Below are 21,771 nucleotides of genomic sequence, written 5' to 3'. Positions count from 1 at the left end.
ATGGTGCTCGATGACTACGAAGGACCGGGTCCGGGATCTCGGGTACGCAGCGGGTTGGCGGGCGGTATGCGCGCTTCCGGAGAAACCGGCGACGCGCCTGTTCGAGATGGCCGCGGATCGTGCGGCGCGAGACGGTGGGCCGATCCAACTACGACGCAATCTTGCTCGGGTGTTGTCCACTACTCCGGATCAGGTGCCCGACGAACTCGTACGCGCGAGCCTGCGTTCCTACGCGCGGTACTGGTGTGAAGCATTCCGGTTGCCGTCGATGGACCCGGTACGGCTGGCCGAGACCATCGACTCCGCGGCCACCGGACTCGAACACATTCACGAGGCCGTCGCTCGTGGACGCGGAGCTGTCTTGGCGCTTCCGCACAGCGGCAACTGGGACCTGGCGGGAGTATGGATCGTACAGCGGATCGGCACACCGACTGTCGTGGCCGAGCGGTTGCAACCGGAATCGTTGTTCCGCCGCTTCGTCCGGTTCCGTGAACGTCTGGGTTTCGAGATCATCCCGCTCACCGGTGGCACGGTTCCACCGTTCGAGCGGCTGACCGTCCGCATTCGGGAGGGACGGTTCGTCGGGCTCCTCGGCGAGCGTGATCTGACAGGAGTGGGCGTTCCGGTCACTTTCTTCGGCGAGCCGGCCTGCATGCCGGCCGGCCCGGCCCGGCTGGCGATGGACACCGGCGCACCGCTGCTGCCGGTGCACTGCTGGTTCACTCCGGGCGGCTGGGGATTCCATGTCGACGCGCCGATCGATACCGCAGGCAGCGTACAGGCCACGACGCAGTCCCTGGCCGACCGGTTTGCCGCCGGCATCGCCGCGCATCCCGCCGACTGGCACATGCTGCAACCGGTGTGGACGGCCGACCGGCGGGGCCACGCACAGACGCCCGGTAGCGAGTGACGACGTCGGTTCTCGCGGACGGATCCGCAAGAGGGGCTCCGGAATGCAGTGTGCTGCGACGTGCCTCCGGTGGCGCGCTGATACTGCCCACACGGAGACGGTTCGTTACCGATGTCCCTCGATCCCGACGGGTGGGCCCAGCGGCGATGCGACTTTCGGCCCTACAAGGACGGTGGCGCGCGATCGACACTGAGGACGGAAGCACGATGTCCGGAGAGTGTGATGATCCGCGGAGACACGGCAGCGGTTCGGTGGTGGCGCTTGCGACCGTGGAGCGCGAACCCGCTCATGCGCGGCAGTGACCGCCTCGAGGCTGTCGCGGTCGTGCTTCTGATCGCAATCTTGCTGCTGTTGGTGCCTGTCGCCGGGGTCATCGGTACCGCCTCGTATGCGCAGCTGACCGAACGATCGCACCAGCAGGTGATCGAAGCGCGGCAGGTGCCAGCGATCGTTCTCGATGATGATCCGGACGATGTGGCGGTGCGTGACCCGTTGTCCGAGTCTCCATCGCGTCTCGGGCCGGTACTTGCGCGATGGGAGGTGGAAGGCGTCGAGCACACGGGCCTGGTGGGTCTCGACTCTCGGGGCGAGACAGGCGAGACGGTGCGCATCCGGGTCGACGAGAAGGGCGACTATATGCCTGCTCCCCGCACCGGAACCGAGAACGCGATCGCTGCGCTGGGTGCGGCACTGGCATTCCTCGTCCTCGAAACCGTCGGATGCGTGGTCACACTGCTCGGAATCCACGGCGTGATGAACAGGCATCGAATCTCTCAGTGGCACCGGGAGTGGCAGGACGCGCGACAACTTCCTGGATGGCCCATCGGCTGAGCGTGCCGCCGGGTGGACCCACGCGCCGGATTCGGTGTATCGGACGGTCAAGCGAAATGGGCTCCGATGATCTCGGGACGAAAGAACTCGCCGTCCGAGCCGGTGCCCGTGTCCCACCTCGCGCCGATGCGCGAGGCGATGGTCATGCCACCGAACCGGCGCTCGGCCTCGACGGTGACGATGAATGGGTACCGGCCGAAGCCATGCCCGTCGGGGTTGCCCCACCGCAGCATCCGCAGCCCGCGCAGCGCCCCGTCCTCGGCGATGTCCAGGCGTACCGTCTCCTCGCGGCCCGCCACCGTCCAGGTCGCGGACGCGAGGATTTCGTCGCCTCTCCACCGCGCGAGGGGAAAAGTCGTAGGCACGAAGATGCTCTCTCCGGCCAGGCGGCCGATCGCACTGTCGCTCACATCCCGGCCGGTGGCGGACACCATCGGAATGAATTCTCCGAGCCGCCATCGCATCTCACCTGTTCCGGCGGTGAAACGGTCGTATCCCGATATGGGCACAGGGCCGATCCGGGTGGTCGCAGCCCAGATGAATCCTGTCGCCGGGGCGAGAAGTTGCACGGCGGTGAACGGCCGCCAGGATCCGAGCCGGATCTGCCCGGACATCTCCAGTCGTACTGCTGCGGCCATCGGTGTGCCCCCGGCAACCGCATGGGTGATCCAGCGCCGCGCAGCAGGTGGCAGGGATTCGATCAGGGCCGGGGAGAACGGTTCGCTGCTGCCCCGAACCTCGGACAGGGTGCGCCCAGTGTGCGTCGACATGGCGAGCGGCGCGAGGAACAGTTCGATCACGACCCATCCCTCCGAATCCTCTACCCACACCCATCATGTGAGATCGCGCCGGCGGAATCCGACCGCTCCGACAATGATCAGAATGATCGCGAGCAGTATTTCTCCCATCACCGGTGCCGGAGTGAACGCCGCTCCGGGCAGTTTCGGCAGATGCCCGAACGGTTCCGCGTCGAGTGCCCACTGCGGAAGCTCTGCGAGCGAGCCGACGCTGAAGATCAGTAGAAACATCACGTAGACCGCCCACGCGGCCGGGGTGAACCGCGGTAGCCACCCGAACAGCACCATGGTGACGCCGACGCAGATCCAGACCGCGGGCAGTTGCACCACGGCACCGGCGAGCGAGGCGGGGGCGGTGCCGGCGATGTCTCCGACCGCGGCGCCGTAGGTGAGGGCCACGGCTACACCCGCCGTGAGCAGTGCCACCGCTGGGCCGAACATCGCGAACATCAGGTGGCTCAGCACCCAATGAAGTCGACCGACGCAGCCGGCGATGACCGACTCGGCGCGGTGCGCGGTTTCTTCGTAGTGCAGTCGCAGGGTGGCGGAGATGGCATAGGCCGACGCCGCGATGCCCAGCATGGTCAGTGCCAGCGCCACGAATGCATCTTCGAGCACGGCTGTGCCACCGAGCCGTGCGATGACCGCATCGACAGTCTCGTTGTCGCCGAGCTGGTTGCCGAGCCCGTGGGCAGCGCTGCCGAACAGCAGCCCGTAGAGGAACAATGCGATGCTCCACGCGAGCATGGAGCCGCGGTGCATCCGCCGCGCGAGTCCGACAGGTCCGGCCAGGCTCGGACCGGCGGACTTCTCGCCGGGTCGCTCGGCGAGAAGTCCGCCGCCGAGGTCACGGCGGTGAAGCAGCACGTAGGCAGCGGTGACCGTGACTACGGTGGCGGTCGCGTGCAGCAGCAGCACCCACCAGCGTTCGTCGGCGAACGGGCGCAGTTGCAGCGACCAGCCCTGCGGGGACAGCCACGACAGCGTCCCGGACCCGGCGTCCCCGACGGCACGCAGCGCGAAGAACACCCCCAGGGTTCCGAGCGCGAGACCGCGGGCCGGACGGGCCGAGGCGGTCAGTTGTGCGGCAACCGCTGCGACCCCGGTGTACACCAGACCACTTGCCGCCAGGGCACTCCCGAATCCGACCGAGCCCGCTGCCGGTAGGTCGTACAGCCACAGGACGAGCGCGAATCCCGCTCCCGTGAGGATGGACGCGCCTGCGGCGACGAGCAGTGCGGCCGTGAGCTCCGCGTACCGGCCGACGACGGTCGAGTCGACCAGCTCGGACCTGCCGGATTCCTCCTCGGCGCGGGTGTGCCGGATGACGGTCAGAATCACCGCGACCCCGATCGCGGTATACAGCGCACCGGCCTTCCAGATGGCCACCGCGCCGGTCGTGGCCTCGAAAATCGGCCCGTACATCGCGATCAGGGCCGGGCCGGCCGCGGTCGCGACGGCGAAACGCTCCAGATCCGCCGCGGTGGGGTAGATCGACTCGATGCTGCCGGCATAGGTCATCGGCAGCAGCACCCCGATGATCAGGACCCACAGTGGCAGCACGATCCTGTCGCGGCGCAGGCACAGACGCACCAGCTGGGGTGTGCCGGTGAAACTGGTGTGGGAGGGGCCGGTGTCGAGGGGGACAGGTGCCGGAATCGTGGTCATGTCCGCTCCTCGATCTCGGCGGCAACTCGGTGTTCCGGTTTGCTCTCCACCCGGTAGTGCCGCAGGAACAGTTCCTCGAGCGTCGGTGGTGTGCTGATCAGGCTGCGCACACCCGCGTCGCCGAGCAGACGGACGAGATCGCCGAGGCCGTCCTCGTCCACCCGACAATGCACAGTGGTGCCGTCGAAGACGACATCCGTGACACCTGGGATGCGACGCAGATCGCCCGGATCACCGACGAGTTCGGCGGTGATCGACATGCGTCCGAGGTGACGCATCTCCGCGACCGCGCCGGAGTCGACGGTTCGGCCGTCGCGGATGATCGTCACCTTGTGGCACAATGCCTCGACCTCGGAGAGGATGTGGCTCGACAGCAGGACGGTGGAATCTCGGGCCACTGCCTCGCGGGCACAGTCGCGGAAGACCTGTTCCATCAACGGATCGAGGCCGGAGGTGGGTTCGTCGAGCAGCAACACCCGCGCATGCGACGACAACGCCGAGATCAGCGCGACCTTCTGCCGGTTTCCCTTGGAATAGCTTCGGGTCTTCTTGCGGGGATCGAGTGCGAACCGCTCGATCAGCTCGTCGCGGCGGTGCTCGTCGAGTCCGCTCCGCAACCGGGCCAACAGATCGATCGTTTCGCCCCCGGTCAGCGACGGCCACAAGGTGACATCGCCCGGCACGTACGCGACATCACGGTGCAGGGTGACCGCCTCGGACCACGGATCGCGTCCGAGCATCCGTACCCACCCGGAGGTGGGCCGCAGAATCCCCAGCAGGACACGCAAGGTGGTGGACTTGCCGGCTCCGTTCGGCCCGAGGAAGCCGTGGATCTCTCCGGCGTCGACCATGAGATCGAGTCCGTCCAGCGCGTGGACCCGACCGAAATGTTTGTGGAGATCGCGTACCTCGATCACGTGTTGCGCGTCCATCTGCGCTCCCGTCCTGTCGTGCAGGTCGGTACATCCGTCGGCCGGACCGGACGGTGGGGCTCGGGCACCGATCTGCCATCCACTGTGGCGAGTTCGCCGGTCGGACTGCAAGAGTCCTTCGTCGGGAGATCCGGACGCTCCGATCCGGTGGTGGCCTCGATGGGCCGAATCCACCGGTACGGCGATCAGAACGGATTCGCTGTGGACCCCACCAGATCTGCGACCGAGTTGATGACGCGGGTAGGTCTATAAGGGAACATCTCGACGGATTCGCGCGTGGAGATGCCGGTCAGAACCAACAGGGTCTGCATGCCCGCCTCGAGGCCGCAGACGATATCGGTGTCCATGCGGTCGCCGATCATCAGCGTGTGGGCGGAGTGCGCACCGATCGCGCGCAGGGCCGACCGCATCATCAGGGCGTTCGGTTTGCCGACGAAATACGGTTCGCGGCCCGTTGCGCGGGTGATCAGCGCCGCGACGGCCCCGGTGGCAGGGAGCGAGCCTTCCCTGGAGGGGCCGGTCGGATCCGGGTTGGTGGCGATGAAGCGGGCGCCGCGCTCGACGAGGCGGATCGCGGTGGTGATCGCTTCGAAAGAGTACGTGCGGGTTTCTCCGAGGACGACGTAGTCCGGGTCGCTGTCGGTCAGGACGTATCCGATGTCGTGCAGGGCCGTCGTCAATCCGGATTCGCCCACCACGTACGCGCTACCGCCGGGCCGCTGATTCGCCAGAAACGTCGCCGTCGCCAACGCCGAGGTCCAGATCGATCTTTCCGGAACGTCGAGCCCGCTGCGTAACAGGCGGGCGCGGAGGTCTCGTGGCGTGCGGATGGAGTTGTTGGTGAGCACCATGAACGGCGTGCCGCTCTCGCGCAGTTCGGTCAGGAACGCGTCCGCGCCGGGAATCAGATGATCCTCGTGCACCAGAACCCCGTCCATGTCCATGAGGTAGTTCCAAACCGGCGCGGATACGGGCTCGTCGTTCACCGTTCGAGTGTGTCACCGACCGCTCGGCTCGGGAGCCGATACAAGTCGATCACCCACCGAGGTTGGCGATGGTCGAGTCGAGCACACCCGCCTGTAGCTCGAGGTCGCTCTCGTCGTAGTCCCGATCCTGCGGCAGCTGTTTTCGGAGCTCTTCTCGCGTGACCACGAGGAAGGCTCGGTCCTGATCGGTTACGTCCTGGCCTCCGACAACGCGGAATCGTCCCTTTTCCAGAACGAGTGCGGGGTCGTCGCGTGTCGAATCGAGGAGTTCTCGTAGGTCGGCGACGGTCAGGTTGGTAGGCACATATCCTCCTTCACTTGCAGTCCTCGTGAACCCAGCGCTGGGCCCCTGCGGAGATACCCGGTCGAGTGTCGGCTGAACCCGGTGATCCTCGGTCGGCGGAGCGTAGCGGGTCGGTGCAACCCGGAAGCGCGGCTCATCGGTCGCAAGGGCGGGTTTCGAGCACCTCGGTGTGCCACGGGACCGCCGCTCGGTCCTGGCCTTCGACACCGCCTGTTCGGCAGCGAGCATGAACGCGGGTGGTCGGAGGCGGGTCACAGAGCTTGGAGGGTAGGGAACAGGGCGATCGCGCAGGCGGCGGTGATTCCCGCGACTCCGGTGACGATTGCGAGCAGGGCTCGCAGTGAGGCGGCTTCGTCCTCGGCAACGGTCGGTCGCGAGGTAGCAAGTGCCCCGCAGACGGCTGCGATCATCCCGAGGATGAAGCCGAGTTCGAAAAACCAGAAGAAGGCAAGAGACAGCACTCCCAGCCAGACCGATACAGCGGGCAGCGGGAAGTGCGGTCGATGCGGTCCCCGACGTCCCCGTGCTTCCGAAGGCAGGGGGCGGGCCGAATCCGAGTCGCGAGGGTCGCTCATCGATTCTCCTTCGCGTGGGGGACGAGTAGGACCGGCCGCGGAGGTAGGGGATTACGCGTACCGGAGATGTGTGCTCGGTGGTGGGCGCGGAGCTGGTGCTGAGCGCGCATGTGCGGGTGACGAAAGGCAAAACCCCGGGGACGTGCACCGAGGGTGCAGAGGCCGCTCCGGGGTTGTCGCTGTCTACTCTATCGGGCGCGGAGCGGCATGCCTGCCGGATTGCGGCGTTCGGACGCAGATCATGCACATCGTCTTGACGTCCGAGTGTTCGTCGTCGTACGCCGTGCCGGCCGATGGTGACCTCGATTCCGAAGTCGCCCGGGCCTTGTGGAGGCTCCGTGCGTGCGCAGCGCTTATCGACCCCACCAGCGTCAGGACGGCGGATCGGTCCCGGTCTTCAAGAGTCGGGTTGCCACGTGAACGTGACTGCTGATGTCGTGACGAGATTCGATGCCGATGGAGGGACAGGATCAAATGAATATCGTGGACGGCGAACTCGCTTCCGTGACCGGCGCTGGGCCGGGAGTCGGTCGGGACATTGCACGAGGTCCCACGTCCGATGACGCGAACACGGCAATGCAGGACGAGGAGAAGAACGTCGTACTGCTCCACCGAGACGGACCTGTAGGAGTCATCACCCTCAACCGGCCCCAGGTTCTCAATGCCGTCAACGCCGCTCTGTCCGATGCGTTGGGTGCCGTTCTCGACGAGATCGATCGTGACCCCGGTCTGCGAGTCGGCGTCTTGACTGGAGCGGGACGGGCGTTCTGTGCCGGCGCCGATCTCCAGGCCTTCGCCGATGGTGGATCCGTGTTGCCGACACATCATCCGGAGTGGGGTTTTGCGGGCTTGGTCCAGCACTACGTGTCCAAGCCGCTTATCGCCGCTGTCAACGGCGTGGCGGTCGGCGGTGGTACCGAGATCGTACTGGCGTGTGATCTCGCCGTGCTCAGCTCCGAGGCCACGCTCGGATTGCCGGAGGTCAAACGCGGCCTCATCGCCGGAGGTGGAGGTCTCATACGTCTTCCGGGGCAGATTCCCCCGAAGATCGCCGCGCACGCAGTCTTCACCGGCGAACCTGTTTCGGCCGAGGCGGCCCTGCGTTGGGGGCTGGTCAACTCGATAGTTCCGCCCTCGGAAGTACTTCCCGAAGCATTGCGTCTGGCCCATGTCATCGCAGCCAACGCACCCGTCGCGGTACGCGCGAGCAAGAAGATCATGTCACACGCGCAAACATCAGGACTCGAAAACCTTGTCTGGAACGTCAATTCAGCCGAGTCCGACGCTGTGTGCGCCAGCGAGGACGCGTTGGAAGGTGCCTTCGCATTCACTGAGAAACGACCGCCCGTATGGCGAAACCGCTGAACTATGCACAGCTTCTCGTCGTAACAACTCGTCGACCGAGGGCTGGTGTGTAGACCTCCACGACCGTCTCCAGCCGCCGTACCCCCCGGGCTCGGGTGGGCCTGGACACCATGATTCGGCTCGATCAGCCTGAATTTTGCACATGCAATCGTAATCGCAAGGGGCGTCGGTGAAGAGAACGACAGAGGCAGCCGAACACGTTCGGAACGCGGCTCGGACACAGACCGCGCTGCTGGATGCAGCGCTCCAGGTTTTTCTCAGGGACGGGTACGGCAAGGCTACGACCGAGGAGATCGCGGACCTTGCAGGGGTGACCCGAGGAGCTCTCTACCATCACTTCGCGAACAAGCACGAATTGTTCCGAGCTGTGATCGAGCGCGTGCAAAGGGAGATTGCGGAAGCCCTTGTGCCGACCGGGCCGGTAGACGCTTCGTGGGAGGCATTCATCGGTCGGGTGCTCACTGCTCTCGATTCCGCTCATGACCCGGCGACGCGTCGGTTGCTGCTGATCGAAGCGCCGGCCGTCCTCGGGTGGATCGACATCCGTAGAGCTCAGAAACCCCTACTACACGGCATCGCGGCCATGCTGGAACCGCCCGAAACGAACGAGCGAGGACCGTCGATTCCCGCCGCAATGCTTGCCCGCCTCCTGGTTGCCGCAGTCGAAGAGGCAATGTTGTACCTGGCACATACCGATGACCCGAAGCGTGACCACACAATCGTGCAGGCCGAAATGCGCAAGATTCTCGAGAAGACCGGTCTGCCCGGTGGGCAATAGGGGTGACCTCGGGTGCCACCACGTCCCGCCCGCATGGTGATACTTGCGGTATGGAAGTAGTGAACGGTTCGTCCGGTTTAAGGGATGATGATGTCGCGGTGTTGTCGTTCGAGTCGACGGTGGCGCGCAGGCACGTCCACCGCCAGGCGGTATCCGAAGTCTTCCTCACCGATTGCGTTCGCGGTCCCGGACCGGACCGGTTCGTCCTGGGTGCGCAATGGCCGCGTCTGCACGGCTTCTATCGCAGCCGGGCCGGTCGCTACGACCCGATGCTGCTCGCGGAGACGCTGCGCCAATGCGTGATCTATCTGGCGCACACGCGGTATCGGGTCGCGCTCGGTCGGCGGTTCGTGATGCAGACGATCGAGATCACCGCCGAGTTGGAGCGATTGGTGATCGGTGCCGGTGCCGCGGAGGTCGCCGTCACCGCGGTGATCTCGGATGTTCGACGTCGTGGCTCGCAAGTCACCGCATTGAGCGCGGCGCTCGAATTCACGATCGCCGGTCGCCGTGTGGGGTCCGGCAGAGGCCGAACCGCGGTCTTGACGAACGAGGAGTACGACGTCGTTCGTTGGGGTGCCGGTGGGCCGCGGACGTTGGGGTCGGTACCAGGGGGAACGCCGGTCGATCCAGTCGTAATCGGGGTGCCGGTGGTCGGGGATGTGGTGGTGGGTGCGACGACGCGGCCGGGTCGCTGGCGGGTGTTGCCGGATCTGTCGCATCCGGTGTTGTTCGACCATCCGTCCGATCATCTGCCGGGCATGCTCGTTCTCGAGGCTGCCCGTCAGGCCGCACGAGCGGAACGCGGGAACCCCGAGGCGGATCCGGTGTCGATGAGCGTGCAGTTTCACCGGTTCGTCGAACTCGACGTTCCGGCGGAGATGGTGGTCTCGGGCGTCGAGGGGGAGCCCGCGGGTGCGCATGTCGTGCTCGAGCAGGGTGGCGTGGTGATGGCTACGGCGACGCTGAGGTGCGCCGCCGGCGCGTGTCGTGCGCCGGGAGCAGGGTTCGGCGGGTAGCGGCGTGTCAGACGGGTTGGTGGGTGTTGCTCCAGCGGGCGTGTCGGATCCTGTCGCTGTCGGGGCGGCAGTCGGAGGTCAGGATGCCGTTGAACAGGAACTGCAGCATCTGGTCGATGCGTTGTTCGAGATCGATGCGTCGATCGAGGACATTCGAGACCATCTGGACCCCGGTGAACGCCGAGATCACGAACCGTGCCAGCTCGGGGGGGTCGATTGCAGGGAGCAGGTCGCCCTCGGCGATCGCGGTCTCGACGAGGTGCCGGCAGGCTTCGATCCAGTCCTGGTACGGTCCCGGCTGGTCCGGTTCGGCGCCCGCGCTGAATTCGAGGGTCAACCGGATGCCGGCCCGGACGATCGGATCCTCGACGATCTGCCGCCCCATTTCGTGGCAGAGCATCACGATCTGCTCGAGCGCCGAGGCCTGTGTGGCGGCGATCGCGTCGACCGCGGCGATGGAGATGGCGTGTTGTTGTTCCACAACGGCGTGTGCGAGTTCGTCCTTCGATTTGAAATGGAAGTACAGGGCGCCTTTGGTGAGCCCACTACTCGCGTCGACGATCGCCCCGAGGCTGGCGCCGTCGAATCCCAGCCGATCGAACGTGGCGGCCGCTGCCGCCACGATCTGCTGCCGGGTCTCTACTGCCCGAGCTTGTTTGGCCACACCCCGTGTCCTTTACTCGAAGATCTACCGAAAGGCGAGTCATGGACCACCTCGACCCTTTGCCTCCCCTGAGGCGAACCGTACCACCGGACCGGAACGACATCGCGGACCGCGCATCGTCGTCGGCGACATCCGCATTGCGCGTCGCAGTGGTGGGTTCGAGTGGTTTCCTCGGTGGGGCGGTGCTCGACGCCCTACTGAGCATAGGGGTGACATGCACATCGATAGCGCGCCGTCCGCCCACGTCCTCGGGACCGTCGATGCGGGTCGTGGCGGCAGATCTACTCGATGTGGAGGCTTTGAGCGATGCGCTGGCCGGTGTCGACACGATTGTGCATGCAGCCTCCTACACGGGCTCCGACGCAGCCCGGTGTGAAGAGGTCAACGCTCTCGGTACCGAGAATCTGGTGACGGCCGCCGCCGGCCACGGCATCGAGCACATCGTGTATCTGAGCACGATCGGCGTCTACGGCCCCGGACCGCATCGCAACGTCGTCGAGGGAGAGCTTGCCCCGGCTCCGGTCACTGCGCTGAGCGCGAGTCGCCTGACTGCCGAAAACCATGTGCGCAAGCACGGCGGTCTGGTGCTGCGTCCCGGATTCGTGCACGGCCCCGGCGACCGGTGGTTCCTGCCCGGGTTGGCGCACATCGTCTCGACTCTCGGGGTGTGGGTCGACGACGGCGCCGCACGGCAATCGGTGATTTCACGTCGCGATGTCGGTCGGCTCGCCGCCGCGATCGCGGCGCGTCCTCTACCCAGTGCGTGGCGAGGGGGCATGCGTCATCTCACGCATCCGACCGCGGTGACCGTCCGCGAACTCGTCCACACTGCCGCTACGCGTGGGCTGCTCGCACCCCCGGCCGACTCCGTCGACTTCGAGCAGGCATTGCGGATAGGTCGGGAGCGGGGACTGTCCGCACGTCACGTCGATCTGATCGGGCACGATCATCACTACGTCAGTGCCCGAATATGGGCCGAGACTGCACTGGAGCCCTCGCCGGATGCCTTTCCGGCGACTCCCATGTCACCGTAGGGGACCTCGTGAAGCCTTGAAATGGATCGCGTTCGACGGGTTCTCCGGGGGGTATCGAGCGTGCAGCGGACATGTGTCGGTGGGGCGTTCCCTATGTGTCGCACATGCGGTATTCTCTACCCGGTGCGCAATACCGGTCGAATGGTATTGTTTGTCTCGGATGGCACCGATGCGTATGGATATCGGGAGTGTTCGCACGCATCGGCGGATGTTGTGCATCGGGAGTTGCGACAGGCCAGTGATGGCGAGAGTTACGAGGGGTGCTCACCATCACTGGCCTGCGAGGTTCCGTCGGCATACGGCGCCGACGGAACCCTTCGTCCGCGCGTCGGGGGGGGAAAGCGCGCGAACTATGCCCCCACGTAGGGAGCATGGGGGCACCGCACAGACTATTCGAGAACTCGACCGAGCGCACAACCACCCCTCGTTTCTACGTAGATCTCGATGAAGGGTGCCGACGTACAGGACGTGGCGAGACCGTCCGACGTGTCGACATCGATCTTCGCCACTGTCCCGAGATTCGATGCTCTCAGCTGGAGTCGAGTGAGGGTCAAGTCCCGGCAGGTGGTGTGCGACCTTGTCGCGTGATTCCTCATCGTCGGGCTATGCGGTCAACGCGGGTGTCACCTCCTCGGCGGGCTCGGTGACGGTCTCAGCAGACTGGTTGTTGCTGCGGGATCGGGCAAGGACGTCGAGGCCGAGATAGCGACGCCCTTCGATCCACTCGTCGTGCTGCTCTGCAAGAACCGCACCGACCAGCCGGATCAACGCCGTCCGATCGGGAAAGATCCCGACCACATCGGTGCGACGCCGGATCTCCTTGTTCAACCGCTCCTGCGGATTGTTGGACCAGATCTGGCGCCAGATCTGCTTCGGAAACGCGGTGAACGCCAGCAGGTCCGCTCGCGCAGCATCGAGATGCTCCGCGACCTTCGGCAGCTTCGATTCGAGGGCATCGATCACCCGGTCGTACTGCGCGTGAACCGAATCGGCGTCGGGTTGGTCGTAGACCGAATGCAACAGGGTCTTCACCCAGGGCCACGAGGCCTTCGGGGTCACCGCCATCAAGTTGATTGCATAGTGCGTCCTGCATCTCTGCCAGGAGACGCCCGGCAGGGTCGCGCCGATCGCGGACACCAGGCCGGTATGCGCGTCGGAGGTCACCAAGCACACGCCGGACAGGCCCCGGGCGACCAGTCCGCGGAAGAAGGCCAACCAGCCGGCGCCGTCCTCGGCGGAGGTGACATCGACACCGAGTACCTCGCGGTAGCCCTCGGCGTTGACCCCGACCGCGACCAGGGTGTGGACGTTGACCACCCGCCCGTTCTCCCGGACTTTGAGCACCAGCGCGTCGGCGGCGACGAAGGTGTAGGGACCGGCGTCGAGGGGCCGGTTACGGAAGGCCTCGACCTGCTCGTCGAGCTCTTTCGCCATGACGCTGACCTGCGATTTCGACAACGAGGTGATGCCGAGGGTGTCGACGAGTCTCTCCATCCGTCGGGTGGAGACCCCGAGCAGATAGCATGTCGCCACCACCGAGGTAAGTGCCCGTTCGGCCCGTTTGCGGCGCTGCAGCAGCCAATCCGGAAAGTACGAGCCCTGCCGCAACTTCGGGATCGCCACATCGAGGGTGCCGACCCGGGTATCGAAATCCCGGTGCCGGTAACCGTTACGGACGTTGACGCGTTCGCCGGAACGCTGGCCGTAGTCGGCACCGCACAACACGTCGGCTTCGGCGCTCATCAGAGCGTCGATGAACATCGACAACAACTCGCGCAGCAGATCGGGGCTGGCGCCGGTGAGTCGGTCTTCGACAAGGCGGCGCAGGTCGATATCGTGGGCAGTGGTCATCGCGTGGTCCTGTCTCGAGTGACTTTGGTCGGTCTCTTCGAGAATCACGCGATGGCCGTCTTTCGTTCGGTTACGACACGCCCACAGACTCATTCAGCTGCGGCTCGTACACCATCTTCATGGACGCAACCCGAGTGAGGCCATCGGGGCACGGGGGAGCTGGGACCACGTGCATGTGGTCGAGACCGCTTTCGACGTCTTTTCCGATGCCGGCGTGGTCGCCGAATCAACTTCGGACCGAAACACCGCAGCCTCGAGGTGCCTATGCCTGCACCGGTTATGGCAGAACGTCCTGGACGGCGACGTTCGATACCGCTGCATCCGACGAATTACCACAGACTGAGCACGTGCGCTGATCGTGCCGGGCGGAGTGTCGTCCGAATGGCTGTCACCGCTGTGGAAAACGACGTCGGGTCACCGGCCGAAAGTGAATTCGAACTGTGGGATTCCGACGTCGGCAGAGGAGCGCATCCCAATCGGATATTTCTCGACGCGAATAAATCCGCACATCGCAATAACATTCTCACGAAAGCACACCCCCGGTGCTGAAAAGGAGCCCTACGCCCGTGACCGCAACCACCCCCAGACCCGCCCAGAACGCCCCCCGAGAAGACGACGGCTACTTCGGCCCAGGTTCCGTTTCCTGGAAGGTGTACGCCGACCCGTCCTCTCGCGTCGCCGGCATGGCGGGCCTGCTGCTGCAGGCGCTCAACCCCGGCATGATGCGGCTGTTCGAGCACGCGTCGGCCGCGTACGCCGACCCGAAAGGTCGAGACGAGCGCACCGGCCGCTATCTCGACACGGTCATGTTCGGCGACAGGGCCCATGCGGATGCCGCTGCTGCGTCGGTGCGACGCATGCACGCGCATGCGGTCTGGGAGGACCCGCACACCGGCACCACGCTGCGCGCCGACGAACCCGCGTGGATCGACTGGACGCACAACGCCCTCGCGTTCGCTCTGCTGCGCGGTGCGGAGGCCTTCGGTCTCGAACTGACCCCGGCCGAACAGGACAAATTCGTTATCGAGCAGCATATTGCCGCGGAACTCGTCGGCGCAGACCCGGCCCGTCTGCCTGCGACGCGTGCCGACCTCGAGGCCTATGTCGACGAGCAACGTCACTGGCTGTCGCTGTCGCTCGCAGCCGCCGAGGTGACGCATGCACTCCGCAAACCGAGCCTCCGTGGCAACCCGGTGAAGGTGTTCACCTTCGTCGTCGTGCAGGACGGCATGCTGTCGATCCTGCCGGAGTGGGCACGCCTGATGTATGGCATCGAGGGGCGCCCGATGAACCTTCGTGCCGCCGCGAGCACCACGAAGCGACTCATCGGCATCGCCCGCAAGAACGAGTCGTACGACAAGATGGTCGCCGAGATCACCACGCGCATCGATGAGACTCCGTACCGTAAGGTCCGTGCGCGCAAGTCCTGAGTGTCGCCGCACAGCACCAAGGACGGGAGGGGCTCTGTCCCCGTCAGTTGGATCGGCAATGCGAAGGCTGTACTTCGAGGGCCTGACCCGGTAATGCACCGGACTCGGGCCCTCGGGTCTTTTCGAAGTGCGGTGGTGTCCGTCGATGTCGATGTACTCGTTGTGGTGGCGACCTCCCTCGTCGATCCCGTCGCGGTTCCGTTCGTCGGGCCGCCCTCTCACACTGTGCGGACCGACGTGGGTTCGTAGACCACAGCCGAACTCGTCGCCGTTCCACGGCAGGTCAATCGACACGGTGGGGAACGGTGGACCTGCAACTCGACCTCGACACACTCCGGGTGCGGTGCACGACCGATGAGCCGGATCCGCCACAGGTCACCCTCGCGGGCACTCTCGGCGATCGTGTAATCACTGCGCCCGGCCGGACCGAAGCGTCCGAGCGTGGCAGCGATCGCAGCCTGTTGGGGCGGGGCGAGGTCGGTGTACCCGCGCAAGTGATGGTGGTGGATGCGATCGGAGAAGTGTTCCTCGATCGTGACGACGGACGACTCGGCATCGAGACCGCCGTAATAAACACCGTCAGGCACGATGACGACATTGGCTGCGAACCGGTCTCCGCCTACGTGGGTGCATTCCCACACCTGTTCCGGCCAGTGCTTCGCGAGGGCGCGTGCCACCGGTCGCCCACGTACGGCGCAGCACGGATCGTGGTGACCGTGTGTGCAGACCAGCAGGACGGGTGGTCCGCCCAGACGTCCGGGAGTATCGAGGGCGGTGGCGATCTGCGCCAGATCCTCGTCACGACTCCACGTTCCCCAGTGCTGACGTGCGACACCCGACGTCTCATGGCGCAGCACTGCCCAACGGTCGGGACCTTCGCGACGGCGGCGACCCGGGCGCTTGACCAGCAATATCCGCGCGCGTGCGGTCTGCGCGGCGGAGAAGACGAGCGTCTTGGTTGCAGGCTCGAGATCCAGACCGTCGAATCCGTTGAGCGGCCACCGACCTCGGTATTCGATGAGAACCCAGACGAAGCCGCGCGGTGCTGTGCCGGCCATCGGGTCGCCGCGTGTTCGGGCACTGTCTGCGCAGAAGAATCGTTCGGCTGAGGACACAGTGCACCGTCACTGTTCCGCGGGGACGAGAATCCCCGCGCGCAACAGCCGCTCGACCAGGTCGATTCCGAGAGTGTTCGTCAGGTGGGGCTCGCCGTCGAGTAGGCGCGTGATGCACGGCAGTTCATCGTCCGATACGGCGAAACGGCCCACACGGGTAACCAGCTGCGGACCCTCCAGACGTGCATGCAGCGCACCGCGAATCTGCACCGCGGTGTCGGGACCGAGATCGTGCACAGCAGCGAGTTGGGCCAACGGGCCCAGCGGCGCCGGACGTCCCTGTTCTCGCCGGGCACGGTGAAACAGGGAAATGGCGTCGGCTCGGGCTATGCCGTCGAGAAGACTGTCTCGGACAGAATCGATTTCGTTGTCCGGACCGTCCATACCCAAAGGTAGTGCGCGACGCATCTCGGGATCGTCGGCAAGTTCGGCAAGCGCGGCTCGGCTCAGATATTCGGCCAGTGCGTAGCGCGTCCAAGTGTGAATGCCGACAGTGAGGTGGATGGAGATCTCACCTCGGGCTTCGGCGGCATGGATCCAGCCGCGCGGCAGATAGAGACAATCGCCGGGCTCGAGTACGGTGTCGATACATGCCGGCCCTGTCGCGGCTCGGGTGACGGCGGAGCGGTGATCGGTCCAGGGTTGATGGCGCAGCGGAGCCGGGTGGACAGGCTCGTGGATCACCCACCGCTTGGTTCCCTCGATCTGCACGACGAAGACGTCGTGGACATCGTAGTGGTGGTCGAATCCCTGGTTCTGTGGGGGAGTGATGTAGGCATTGACTTGGACGGGATGTCCGAGTTCGCTGCTCAGATCAGTGCTGAACTGTGCGATCGGCTCCCATGTACGGTGCAGAGCTTGCAGGACCAGGGTGGCGCCGTCGGCGAGGCTGCGCCAGAGCTTGGTGTCGTCGAGCTGGTCGGCGATAGTAGCGCCGACGCCGGCGGGGGAGGTGAACGACGAGTCCGTGAATGTCGTCCCGTCCTTGGCGGCACGAAGAAAGGGTGTGCGGAGTCCGCGGCGCGAGATGAGTTCGTCGACTGCGTCAGCCGAGAACAGATCGCTGAATGTGCTCGCGCGCCGCGTGAGCAGCGGTGAGTGTCCCCAGACTTCGGACGCGAACTTCTCCCGGCCGATATCGATCAAGCGTGTTTCCAGGACTCCGGCGTCTGCCTCGATGCCGGAGTCCTGGATGCGGTGTGAGGGGTGCTCACACCTAGCTGCCTCCGTCGGCTCCGCCATCGGCACCTCCGTCGGCACCTCCGTCGGCTCCGCCATCGGCACCTCCGTCGGCACCTCCGTCGGCTCCGCCATCGGCGCCCCCGTCGTGAACGCCCGGGACGCCGGCTGCGCCGCCGTCCGCCGGCCCCTCCTGGCCTTCCTCTTTGCTGGGATCCTGCGGTGAATCGGTCATGCTTCCTCCCGAGATCAAAAGGCTTGGGAACAGTGGCGTTATCGGCGCCGAAGCCCCGTACCGGCGCATCCTTCGGCCGATTTCAGCTTATCTGCGCGAATCAGCGGACATGTGAAATCCGAGATCATCGAATTGTTGTCCCAGGGGTTGTACTCACGAGCTGAGTGAGCAGTCGAATTGTGAAGGGCGCAGCTGAGGCGTCGGCCGCTGATTTTCGGGTACACGAAAGCATGGCTGACGAGACTCCCGATGCGTCCAGGTTCGATCCGCAGAACCCCGATCCCGCGAATACGCCAGGTCTCGAACCCGGAGGCGGCGTGGCGCCGGGAGATACTCCGCCGGCCGAGACCGCCGTGGGTGGTCCGCAACATGAGCCTCCGCAACGTCGCAGTGTCGGTGCCCTCGTTGCTATTGCGATTGCAGTGATCGTGGTCCTGATGGTTGCGGTCGGGCTGATCGTCCGAGCGATCGGCCTGTTCTGAACCGTCGAAGATGCGAATCAGTGAATTCGATGTGACGAGGAGTTCGGTGCGCCCCATGTTCCGAGCCAGATCGTCTTCACACTGGTCAGCATTCGTGTCGACTCGGCTCCGGGGGGCCTGAGCGACCGGTCCTTGAAGAAGGCCATGACCAGCATGTCTGTGAGTGTCGTGACGAGGCCTTCGTGGTCGTCCGACAGCGGAGTGATCTCGCCGGCATCGGCGTCCCTGCTCATCTGTGCTGCCAACTGGCTGTTGAGATCCGTGACCAACGACGTCCATCGAGCCCGCAGCTTGTCGTCGTAATTGACGGCCTGCATGCCGGCGACCATCACGCGGTCGCGTTTCACCCATGCGCGATAGGACGTGCCGAAGAGCCGGTCGAAATAGTCGGCATGGGACTCTCCGGCGCGGCGGTGATAGCCACCGATGCTGTCGGCCCAATCGTCCCAGGCTCTGCCGACCAGTTCGCCGAGAACCTCGTCCTTGGATTCGAAATAGAAATAGAAGTTCGGTCGCTTGATCCCCGCAGCCTCCGTGATGTCCTTGACCGAGATGTCTACGGCCGGCATCTCGCGCAGGCATCGCTCGAACGCGTCGAGAATGGACTGCCGCTGGATCTCGCCGCGAGGTATCCGCCGACGCCGCCCACTCTCCGGATCGGGTATCCGTTGTCCGGCATCCCCGTCGCTCGCCGCTGCCGGGGACGTGATCGACTCCATGGCTCGCATCCTAGTGTCGTGGTGCGGTCCGATCGGGGCAGGCAAGACCCGGCTCGGGAGTAGCGTCGGGAACGTCGAACTCCCCGGAGGGCGCTGTGGGCAAAGTGGTCATGTACGCCTCGGTATCGGTGGACGGCTTCATCGCGGACGAGAACGACCGGCCCGGAAAGCTTTTCGACTGGCTGACCAGTGGCGACGTCCCATTGGACGACAGTGGCTTCGTGAAGGTGTCCCGGACGTCCTACGAGTACATCCGGCCGTACTGGGACGAGATCGGGGTGACGATCGTCGGCCGACACGTCTTCGACATGACGGGCGGCTGGGACGGGGAGCCTCCGAGCGGGGTCGACCACGTGGTCGTCGTGACGCACCGGCCGATGCCCGAAGGGTGGGATCCGGAGACGCCGTTCCGTTTCGTGGACGGCGTCGAGGCAGCGGTGGTCCAGGCGCAGGAGCTCGCGGCTGACCGCATCGTCGAGCTCGCTGCCGGCGACGTCGGGGGACAGGTCCTGGCTGCGGGCTTCGTCGACGAGGTGCGCATGGATGTCGTACCCGTCGTATTCGGTTCGGGTAAACGCTACTTCGGGTCGATGCACGCACAGCACCTGCTGGAGGATCCCGACGTGGTGATTCGGGGCAACAGAGTGCTCCACCTGCGCTATCGGGTGCGCCGCCGATAGAACGTGTGGCCACTGTCCGGTTGTCGACCGGACAGTGGCCACGCCGTAGCGCTCGACGAGTCGACAGAGAAGAGCACGTCTCGGATCAGGCCTGGACCTCGACGGGAACGACCGAGCGAGACGGTTCGAACGTCAGGCCTTCGAACTCACGGGCCTCCCACCAACCCTCGATCATGTTCCAGAAATCGATCTCGCTCGAGTTGTAGACCTCGTTGAACACGGCCTTCGACACGTCGCCCTGGCCGTTGTAGTAGCCGGGCGTGCACGCCGCCCAGTACGCGACTCGCGGCTCGTTCGACTGACGGACTTTGGCGACCCACGACGACTCGGCCTCCGTGGTGGGTTCGAACGAGCCGATCCCGGTGTCCAGCACGTGCCGGATCAGCCGCGCTGCGTGCCGCGCCTTCCGGTCGAGCATGTACACGAAGTTGACGTAGTATGCGGTCTGGCTCATGCCCAGCTCGACGAAGTTCGGGAAACCGTGTGTGAAGAAGCCGTGCATGGTTTTGGCGCCGTCGGAGAAGTACTCCTGCATCGACCGGCCATCGCGTCCGAGGACGTCGTAGCCGTAGATTCCGGCGGGTCCGGACCCGGTCTCGAATCCGGTAGCGAACACGATGCAGTCGACTTCGTAGTGCTTGCCTCCGACGACGATGCCGTCGACCGTGATGCCGTCGATACCCGTCGGTGCGGCCGCCAGCGTCACGTTCTCGCGGTTGAAGGCGTCGAGGTATTCGTCGTTGAAGCAGGGTCGCTTGCACATGTATCCGAACCACGGCTTCAGCCCGTCGGCGACGGCGGGGTCGGTCACGATCGAGTCGATCCGTCGGTGTGCGCTCATGAGCAACTGCATGTCGGCGATCTCGGCGACGACGGCCTGGTCGGCGGCGGAGAGTTCCGAGATGCGCGTATCGATCAGATGCTGCCCCTGCAGGGCCGGGAAGAGATGCGTCCAGCCGTCGTCGACGTGGTTGCCCTCGACCTCATGGCCGGAGATGATTCCGTTGAAGTTGTCGTGCCGCTCGTACTGCCACCCCGGCTTCAGCGACGCGGCCCAGGCAGGGTCGGTCTTCCGATTGTTGCGGGGCTGCACGACGCTCGGGGTCCGTTGGACCACGACGAGTTCCTGCGCGTCGGCAGCGAGGTAGGGGACGACCTGGACGCCGGTGGCGCCGGTGCCGACGACGGCGACGCGCTTGTCGCGCAGGTTCTCGAGGTTCCCGGCGGGTGATCCACCGGTGTACTCGTAGTCCCAGCGGCTGGTGTGGAAGATCTTGCCCTCGAAGTCGCCGATGCCGGGGACCTTGGGAAGTTGCGGCTTGGTCAGTGCGCCGTTGGAGCGCAGGAGGAACCTGGTCAGGAAGCGGTCTCCGCGATCGGTGGTCACCTCCCAGCGTTGCTCTTCCTCATCCCAGGTGGCCTTCGTGGCGCGGGTCTGGAAGTAGGTCCGGTCGTAGAGGCCGTAGTGGCGCCCGATGCGCTGGGGATGCTCGAAGATCTCGGAGCCGTCGGCATAGCGCTGGCTGGGGACGTATCCCGTTTCCTCGAGGAGGGGCATGTAGATGTGCGATTCGATGTCGCACTGCACGCCCGGATAGCGGTTCCAATACCAGGTGCCGCCGAAGTCGCCGCCGTACTCGACGATGCGGAAGTTCGTGATGTCGTTCTGGGTGAGATAGGCGCCGGCGGTGAGGCCACCGAAGCCGCCGCCGAGAACGAGGGCGTCGAGTTCCTCTGTCACGGGCTCGCGGTTGATCGGCTCGACGAAGGGGTCTCGATCGTCGAGCTCGAGCACGTCGGAGAGTCCCTGGAACTGGGCGAGAGTATCGGGCCGGATTCGCTTGTTCTTGTCCACTTCGAAGCGCTCACGCAGAAGGTGCGGATCGAAGTCGAGGTCGAGGGGGAGCTTCGAGTCGGGGAGTGTGAACGCCATGGGGAATCCTTTGCGTGCGTGCATCCTGAGCCGAGTCGTGGGCAGTATTCGTGGGGAAACGGCGCTGGACGACCAGTCAATATTACTTGACGGTGTGTCAAGTTGTGACCGAGGTTACGTGGTTCGTGTGATCGGTGCAACACCCGAAGTCGATGGCGACGAGCCGCGCGTTATCCGGCCGACCGATCGAGCCGACTCGTCTCGGGGACGCCTCGACCGCTCGCGTGGCGGCATGTCCGTCCGCAGCACTCGTCGGGTGACCGAATGGGACGGGATAACCGGAG

21 protein-coding genes are annotated in these 21,771 nt (G+C 65.3%); 9 read left to right on the top strand and 12 right to left on the bottom strand.

Going from position 1 to position 21,771, the window contains the following annotated elements:
- The first annotated feature begins 10 nt into the window (after nt 1–10).
- Both GON09_RS05230 and GON09_RS05225 read left to right on the top strand, forming a co-directional pair.
- Nucleotides 11–910, top strand: coding sequence for a phosphatidylinositol mannoside acyltransferase (locus tag GON09_RS05230; RefSeq protein WP_213930895.1), 900 nt, complete (start codon nt 11–13; stop codon nt 908–910).
- Between the two features lie 222 nt (nt 911–1,132).
- Nucleotides 1,133–1,741: an Rv1733c family protein gene (locus GON09_RS05225; RefSeq protein WP_213930894.1), complete on the top strand. Its 609-nt coding sequence runs from the start codon at nt 1,133–1,135 to the stop codon at nt 1,739–1,741.
- Between the two features lie 47 nt (nt 1,742–1,788).
- On the opposite strand, the gene GON09_RS05220 is transcribed toward GON09_RS05225, so the two are convergent.
- From GON09_RS05220 to GON09_RS05195, 6 genes are all read right to left on the bottom strand, one after another.
- Nucleotides 1,789–2,541, bottom strand: a complete 753-nt coding sequence (locus GON09_RS05220) for a DUF6544 family protein (protein ID WP_244865391.1) — start codon at nt 2,539–2,541, stop codon at nt 1,789–1,791.
- Between the two features lie 33 nt (nt 2,542–2,574).
- A complete protein-coding gene (locus GON09_RS05215; protein ID WP_213930893.1) occupies nt 2,575–4,206 on the bottom strand; it encodes an ABC transporter permease in 1,632 nt (543 codons plus the stop codon).
- On the bottom strand, nt 4,203–5,138 hold the full coding sequence (locus GON09_RS05210; RefSeq protein WP_213930892.1) for an ABC transporter ATP-binding protein: 936 nt from the start codon (nt 5,136–5,138) through the stop codon (nt 4,203–4,205). The genes GON09_RS05215 and GON09_RS05210 overlap by 4 nt, the downstream gene beginning before the upstream one ends.
- A gap of 185 nt (nt 5,139–5,323) precedes the next feature.
- Nucleotides 5,324–6,082 carry an HAD-IIA family hydrolase gene (locus GON09_RS05205; protein WP_213934289.1) on the bottom strand — a complete coding sequence of 253 codons (759 nt, stop codon included), beginning with the start codon at nt 6,080–6,082 and terminating at the stop codon, nt 5,324–5,326.
- A 91-nt stretch (nt 6,083–6,173) separates the two neighbouring features.
- The gene (locus tag GON09_RS05200) at nt 6,174–6,428 is read right to left on the bottom strand and encodes a hypothetical protein (protein ID WP_213930891.1); all 255 of its coding nucleotides are present in this window, start codon (nt 6,426–6,428) and stop codon (nt 6,174–6,176) included.
- Nucleotides 6,429–6,679: 251 nt separating this feature from the next.
- Nucleotides 6,680–7,003 carry a hypothetical protein gene (locus GON09_RS05195; RefSeq protein WP_244865390.1) on the bottom strand — a complete coding sequence of 108 codons (324 nt, stop codon included), beginning with the start codon at nt 7,001–7,003 and terminating at the stop codon, nt 6,680–6,682.
- 576 nt (nt 7,004–7,579) lie between these two features.
- Here GON09_RS05195 and GON09_RS05190 point away from each other — a divergent pair.
- From GON09_RS05190 to GON09_RS05180, 3 genes are all read left to right on the top strand, one after another.
- Nucleotides 7,580–8,368, top strand: coding sequence for a crotonase/enoyl-CoA hydratase family protein (locus tag GON09_RS05190; RefSeq protein WP_213934287.1), 789 nt, complete (start codon nt 7,580–7,582; stop codon nt 8,366–8,368).
- Nucleotides 8,369–8,537: 169 nt separating this feature from the next.
- The gene (locus tag GON09_RS05185) at nt 8,538–9,146 is read left to right on the top strand and encodes a TetR/AcrR family transcriptional regulator (RefSeq protein WP_307854316.1); all 609 of its coding nucleotides are present in this window, start codon (nt 8,538–8,540) and stop codon (nt 9,144–9,146) included.
- A 50-nt stretch (nt 9,147–9,196) separates the two neighbouring features.
- On the top strand, nt 9,197–10,165 hold the full coding sequence (locus GON09_RS05180) for a ScbA/BarX family gamma-butyrolactone biosynthesis protein (RefSeq protein ID WP_213930890.1): 969 nt from the start codon (nt 9,197–9,199) through the stop codon (nt 10,163–10,165).
- A gap of 7 nt (nt 10,166–10,172) precedes the next feature.
- On the opposite strand, the gene GON09_RS05175 is transcribed toward GON09_RS05180, so the two are convergent.
- Nucleotides 10,173–10,829, bottom strand: a complete 657-nt coding sequence (locus GON09_RS05175) for a ScbR family autoregulator-binding transcription factor (RefSeq protein WP_213930889.1) — start codon at nt 10,827–10,829, stop codon at nt 10,173–10,175.
- Between the two features lie 41 nt (nt 10,830–10,870).
- Between GON09_RS05175 and GON09_RS05170 the strand changes: the two genes are divergently transcribed.
- Nucleotides 10,871–11,863, top strand: coding sequence for an NAD-dependent epimerase/dehydratase family protein (locus GON09_RS05170; protein WP_213930888.1), 993 nt, complete (start codon nt 10,871–10,873; stop codon nt 11,861–11,863).
- Nucleotides 11,864–12,466: 603 nt separating this feature from the next.
- Here GON09_RS05170 and GON09_RS05165 read toward each other — a convergent pair.
- Nucleotides 12,467–13,714, bottom strand: coding sequence for an IS256 family transposase (locus GON09_RS05165; protein ID WP_213930887.1), 1,248 nt, complete (start codon nt 13,712–13,714; stop codon nt 12,467–12,469).
- Between the two features lie 566 nt (nt 13,715–14,280).
- Between GON09_RS05165 and GON09_RS05160 the strand changes: the two genes are divergently transcribed.
- A complete protein-coding gene (locus tag GON09_RS05160; RefSeq protein ID WP_307854315.1) occupies nt 14,281–15,144 on the top strand; it encodes an oxygenase MpaB family protein in 864 nt (287 codons plus the stop codon).
- A 218-nt stretch (nt 15,145–15,362) separates the two neighbouring features.
- Here GON09_RS05160 and GON09_RS05155 read toward each other — a convergent pair whose 3' ends face one another.
- Both GON09_RS05155 and GON09_RS05150 read right to left on the bottom strand, forming a co-directional pair.
- Complete coding sequence (locus tag GON09_RS05155; RefSeq protein WP_244865389.1) at nt 15,363–16,202, bottom strand: sucrase ferredoxin; 840 nt, start codon at nt 16,200–16,202, stop codon at nt 15,363–15,365.
- 66 nt (nt 16,203–16,268) lie between these two features.
- Nucleotides 16,269–17,537, bottom strand: a complete 1,269-nt coding sequence (locus tag GON09_RS05150; RefSeq protein ID WP_244865388.1) for a cupin domain-containing protein — start codon at nt 17,535–17,537, stop codon at nt 16,269–16,271.
- Between the two features lie 366 nt (nt 17,538–17,903).
- On the opposite strand from GON09_RS05150, the gene GON09_RS05145 reads away from it, so the two are divergent.
- Nucleotides 17,904–18,155: a DUF6480 family protein gene (locus GON09_RS05145; RefSeq protein WP_213930885.1), complete on the top strand. Its 252-nt coding sequence runs from the start codon at nt 17,904–17,906 to the stop codon at nt 18,153–18,155.
- A 17-nt stretch (nt 18,156–18,172) separates the two neighbouring features.
- On the opposite strand, the gene GON09_RS05140 is transcribed toward GON09_RS05145, so the two are convergent.
- Nucleotides 18,173–18,874 carry a TetR/AcrR family transcriptional regulator gene (locus GON09_RS05140; protein ID WP_213930884.1) on the bottom strand — a complete coding sequence of 234 codons (702 nt, stop codon included), beginning with the start codon at nt 18,872–18,874 and terminating at the stop codon, nt 18,173–18,175.
- Between the two features lie 95 nt (nt 18,875–18,969).
- On the opposite strand from GON09_RS05140, the gene GON09_RS05135 reads away from it, so the two are divergent.
- Nucleotides 18,970–19,554 carry a dihydrofolate reductase family protein gene (locus tag GON09_RS05135; protein WP_213930883.1) on the top strand — a complete coding sequence of 195 codons (585 nt, stop codon included), beginning with the start codon at nt 18,970–18,972 and terminating at the stop codon, nt 19,552–19,554.
- 85 nt (nt 19,555–19,639) lie between these two features.
- On the opposite strand, the gene GON09_RS05130 is transcribed toward GON09_RS05135, so the two are convergent.
- Nucleotides 19,640–21,487, bottom strand: coding sequence for a flavin-containing monooxygenase (locus GON09_RS05130; protein ID WP_213930882.1), 1,848 nt, complete (start codon nt 21,485–21,487; stop codon nt 19,640–19,642).
- Nucleotides 21,488–21,771 lie beyond the last annotated feature (284 nt).

The sequence above is a fragment of the Rhodococcus sp. B50 genome, assembly GCF_013602415.1.
Taxonomy (GTDB): domain Bacteria; phylum Actinomycetota; class Actinomycetes; order Mycobacteriales; family Mycobacteriaceae; genus Rhodococcus.
This window is presented reverse-complemented; position numbering and strand designations above follow the sequence as displayed.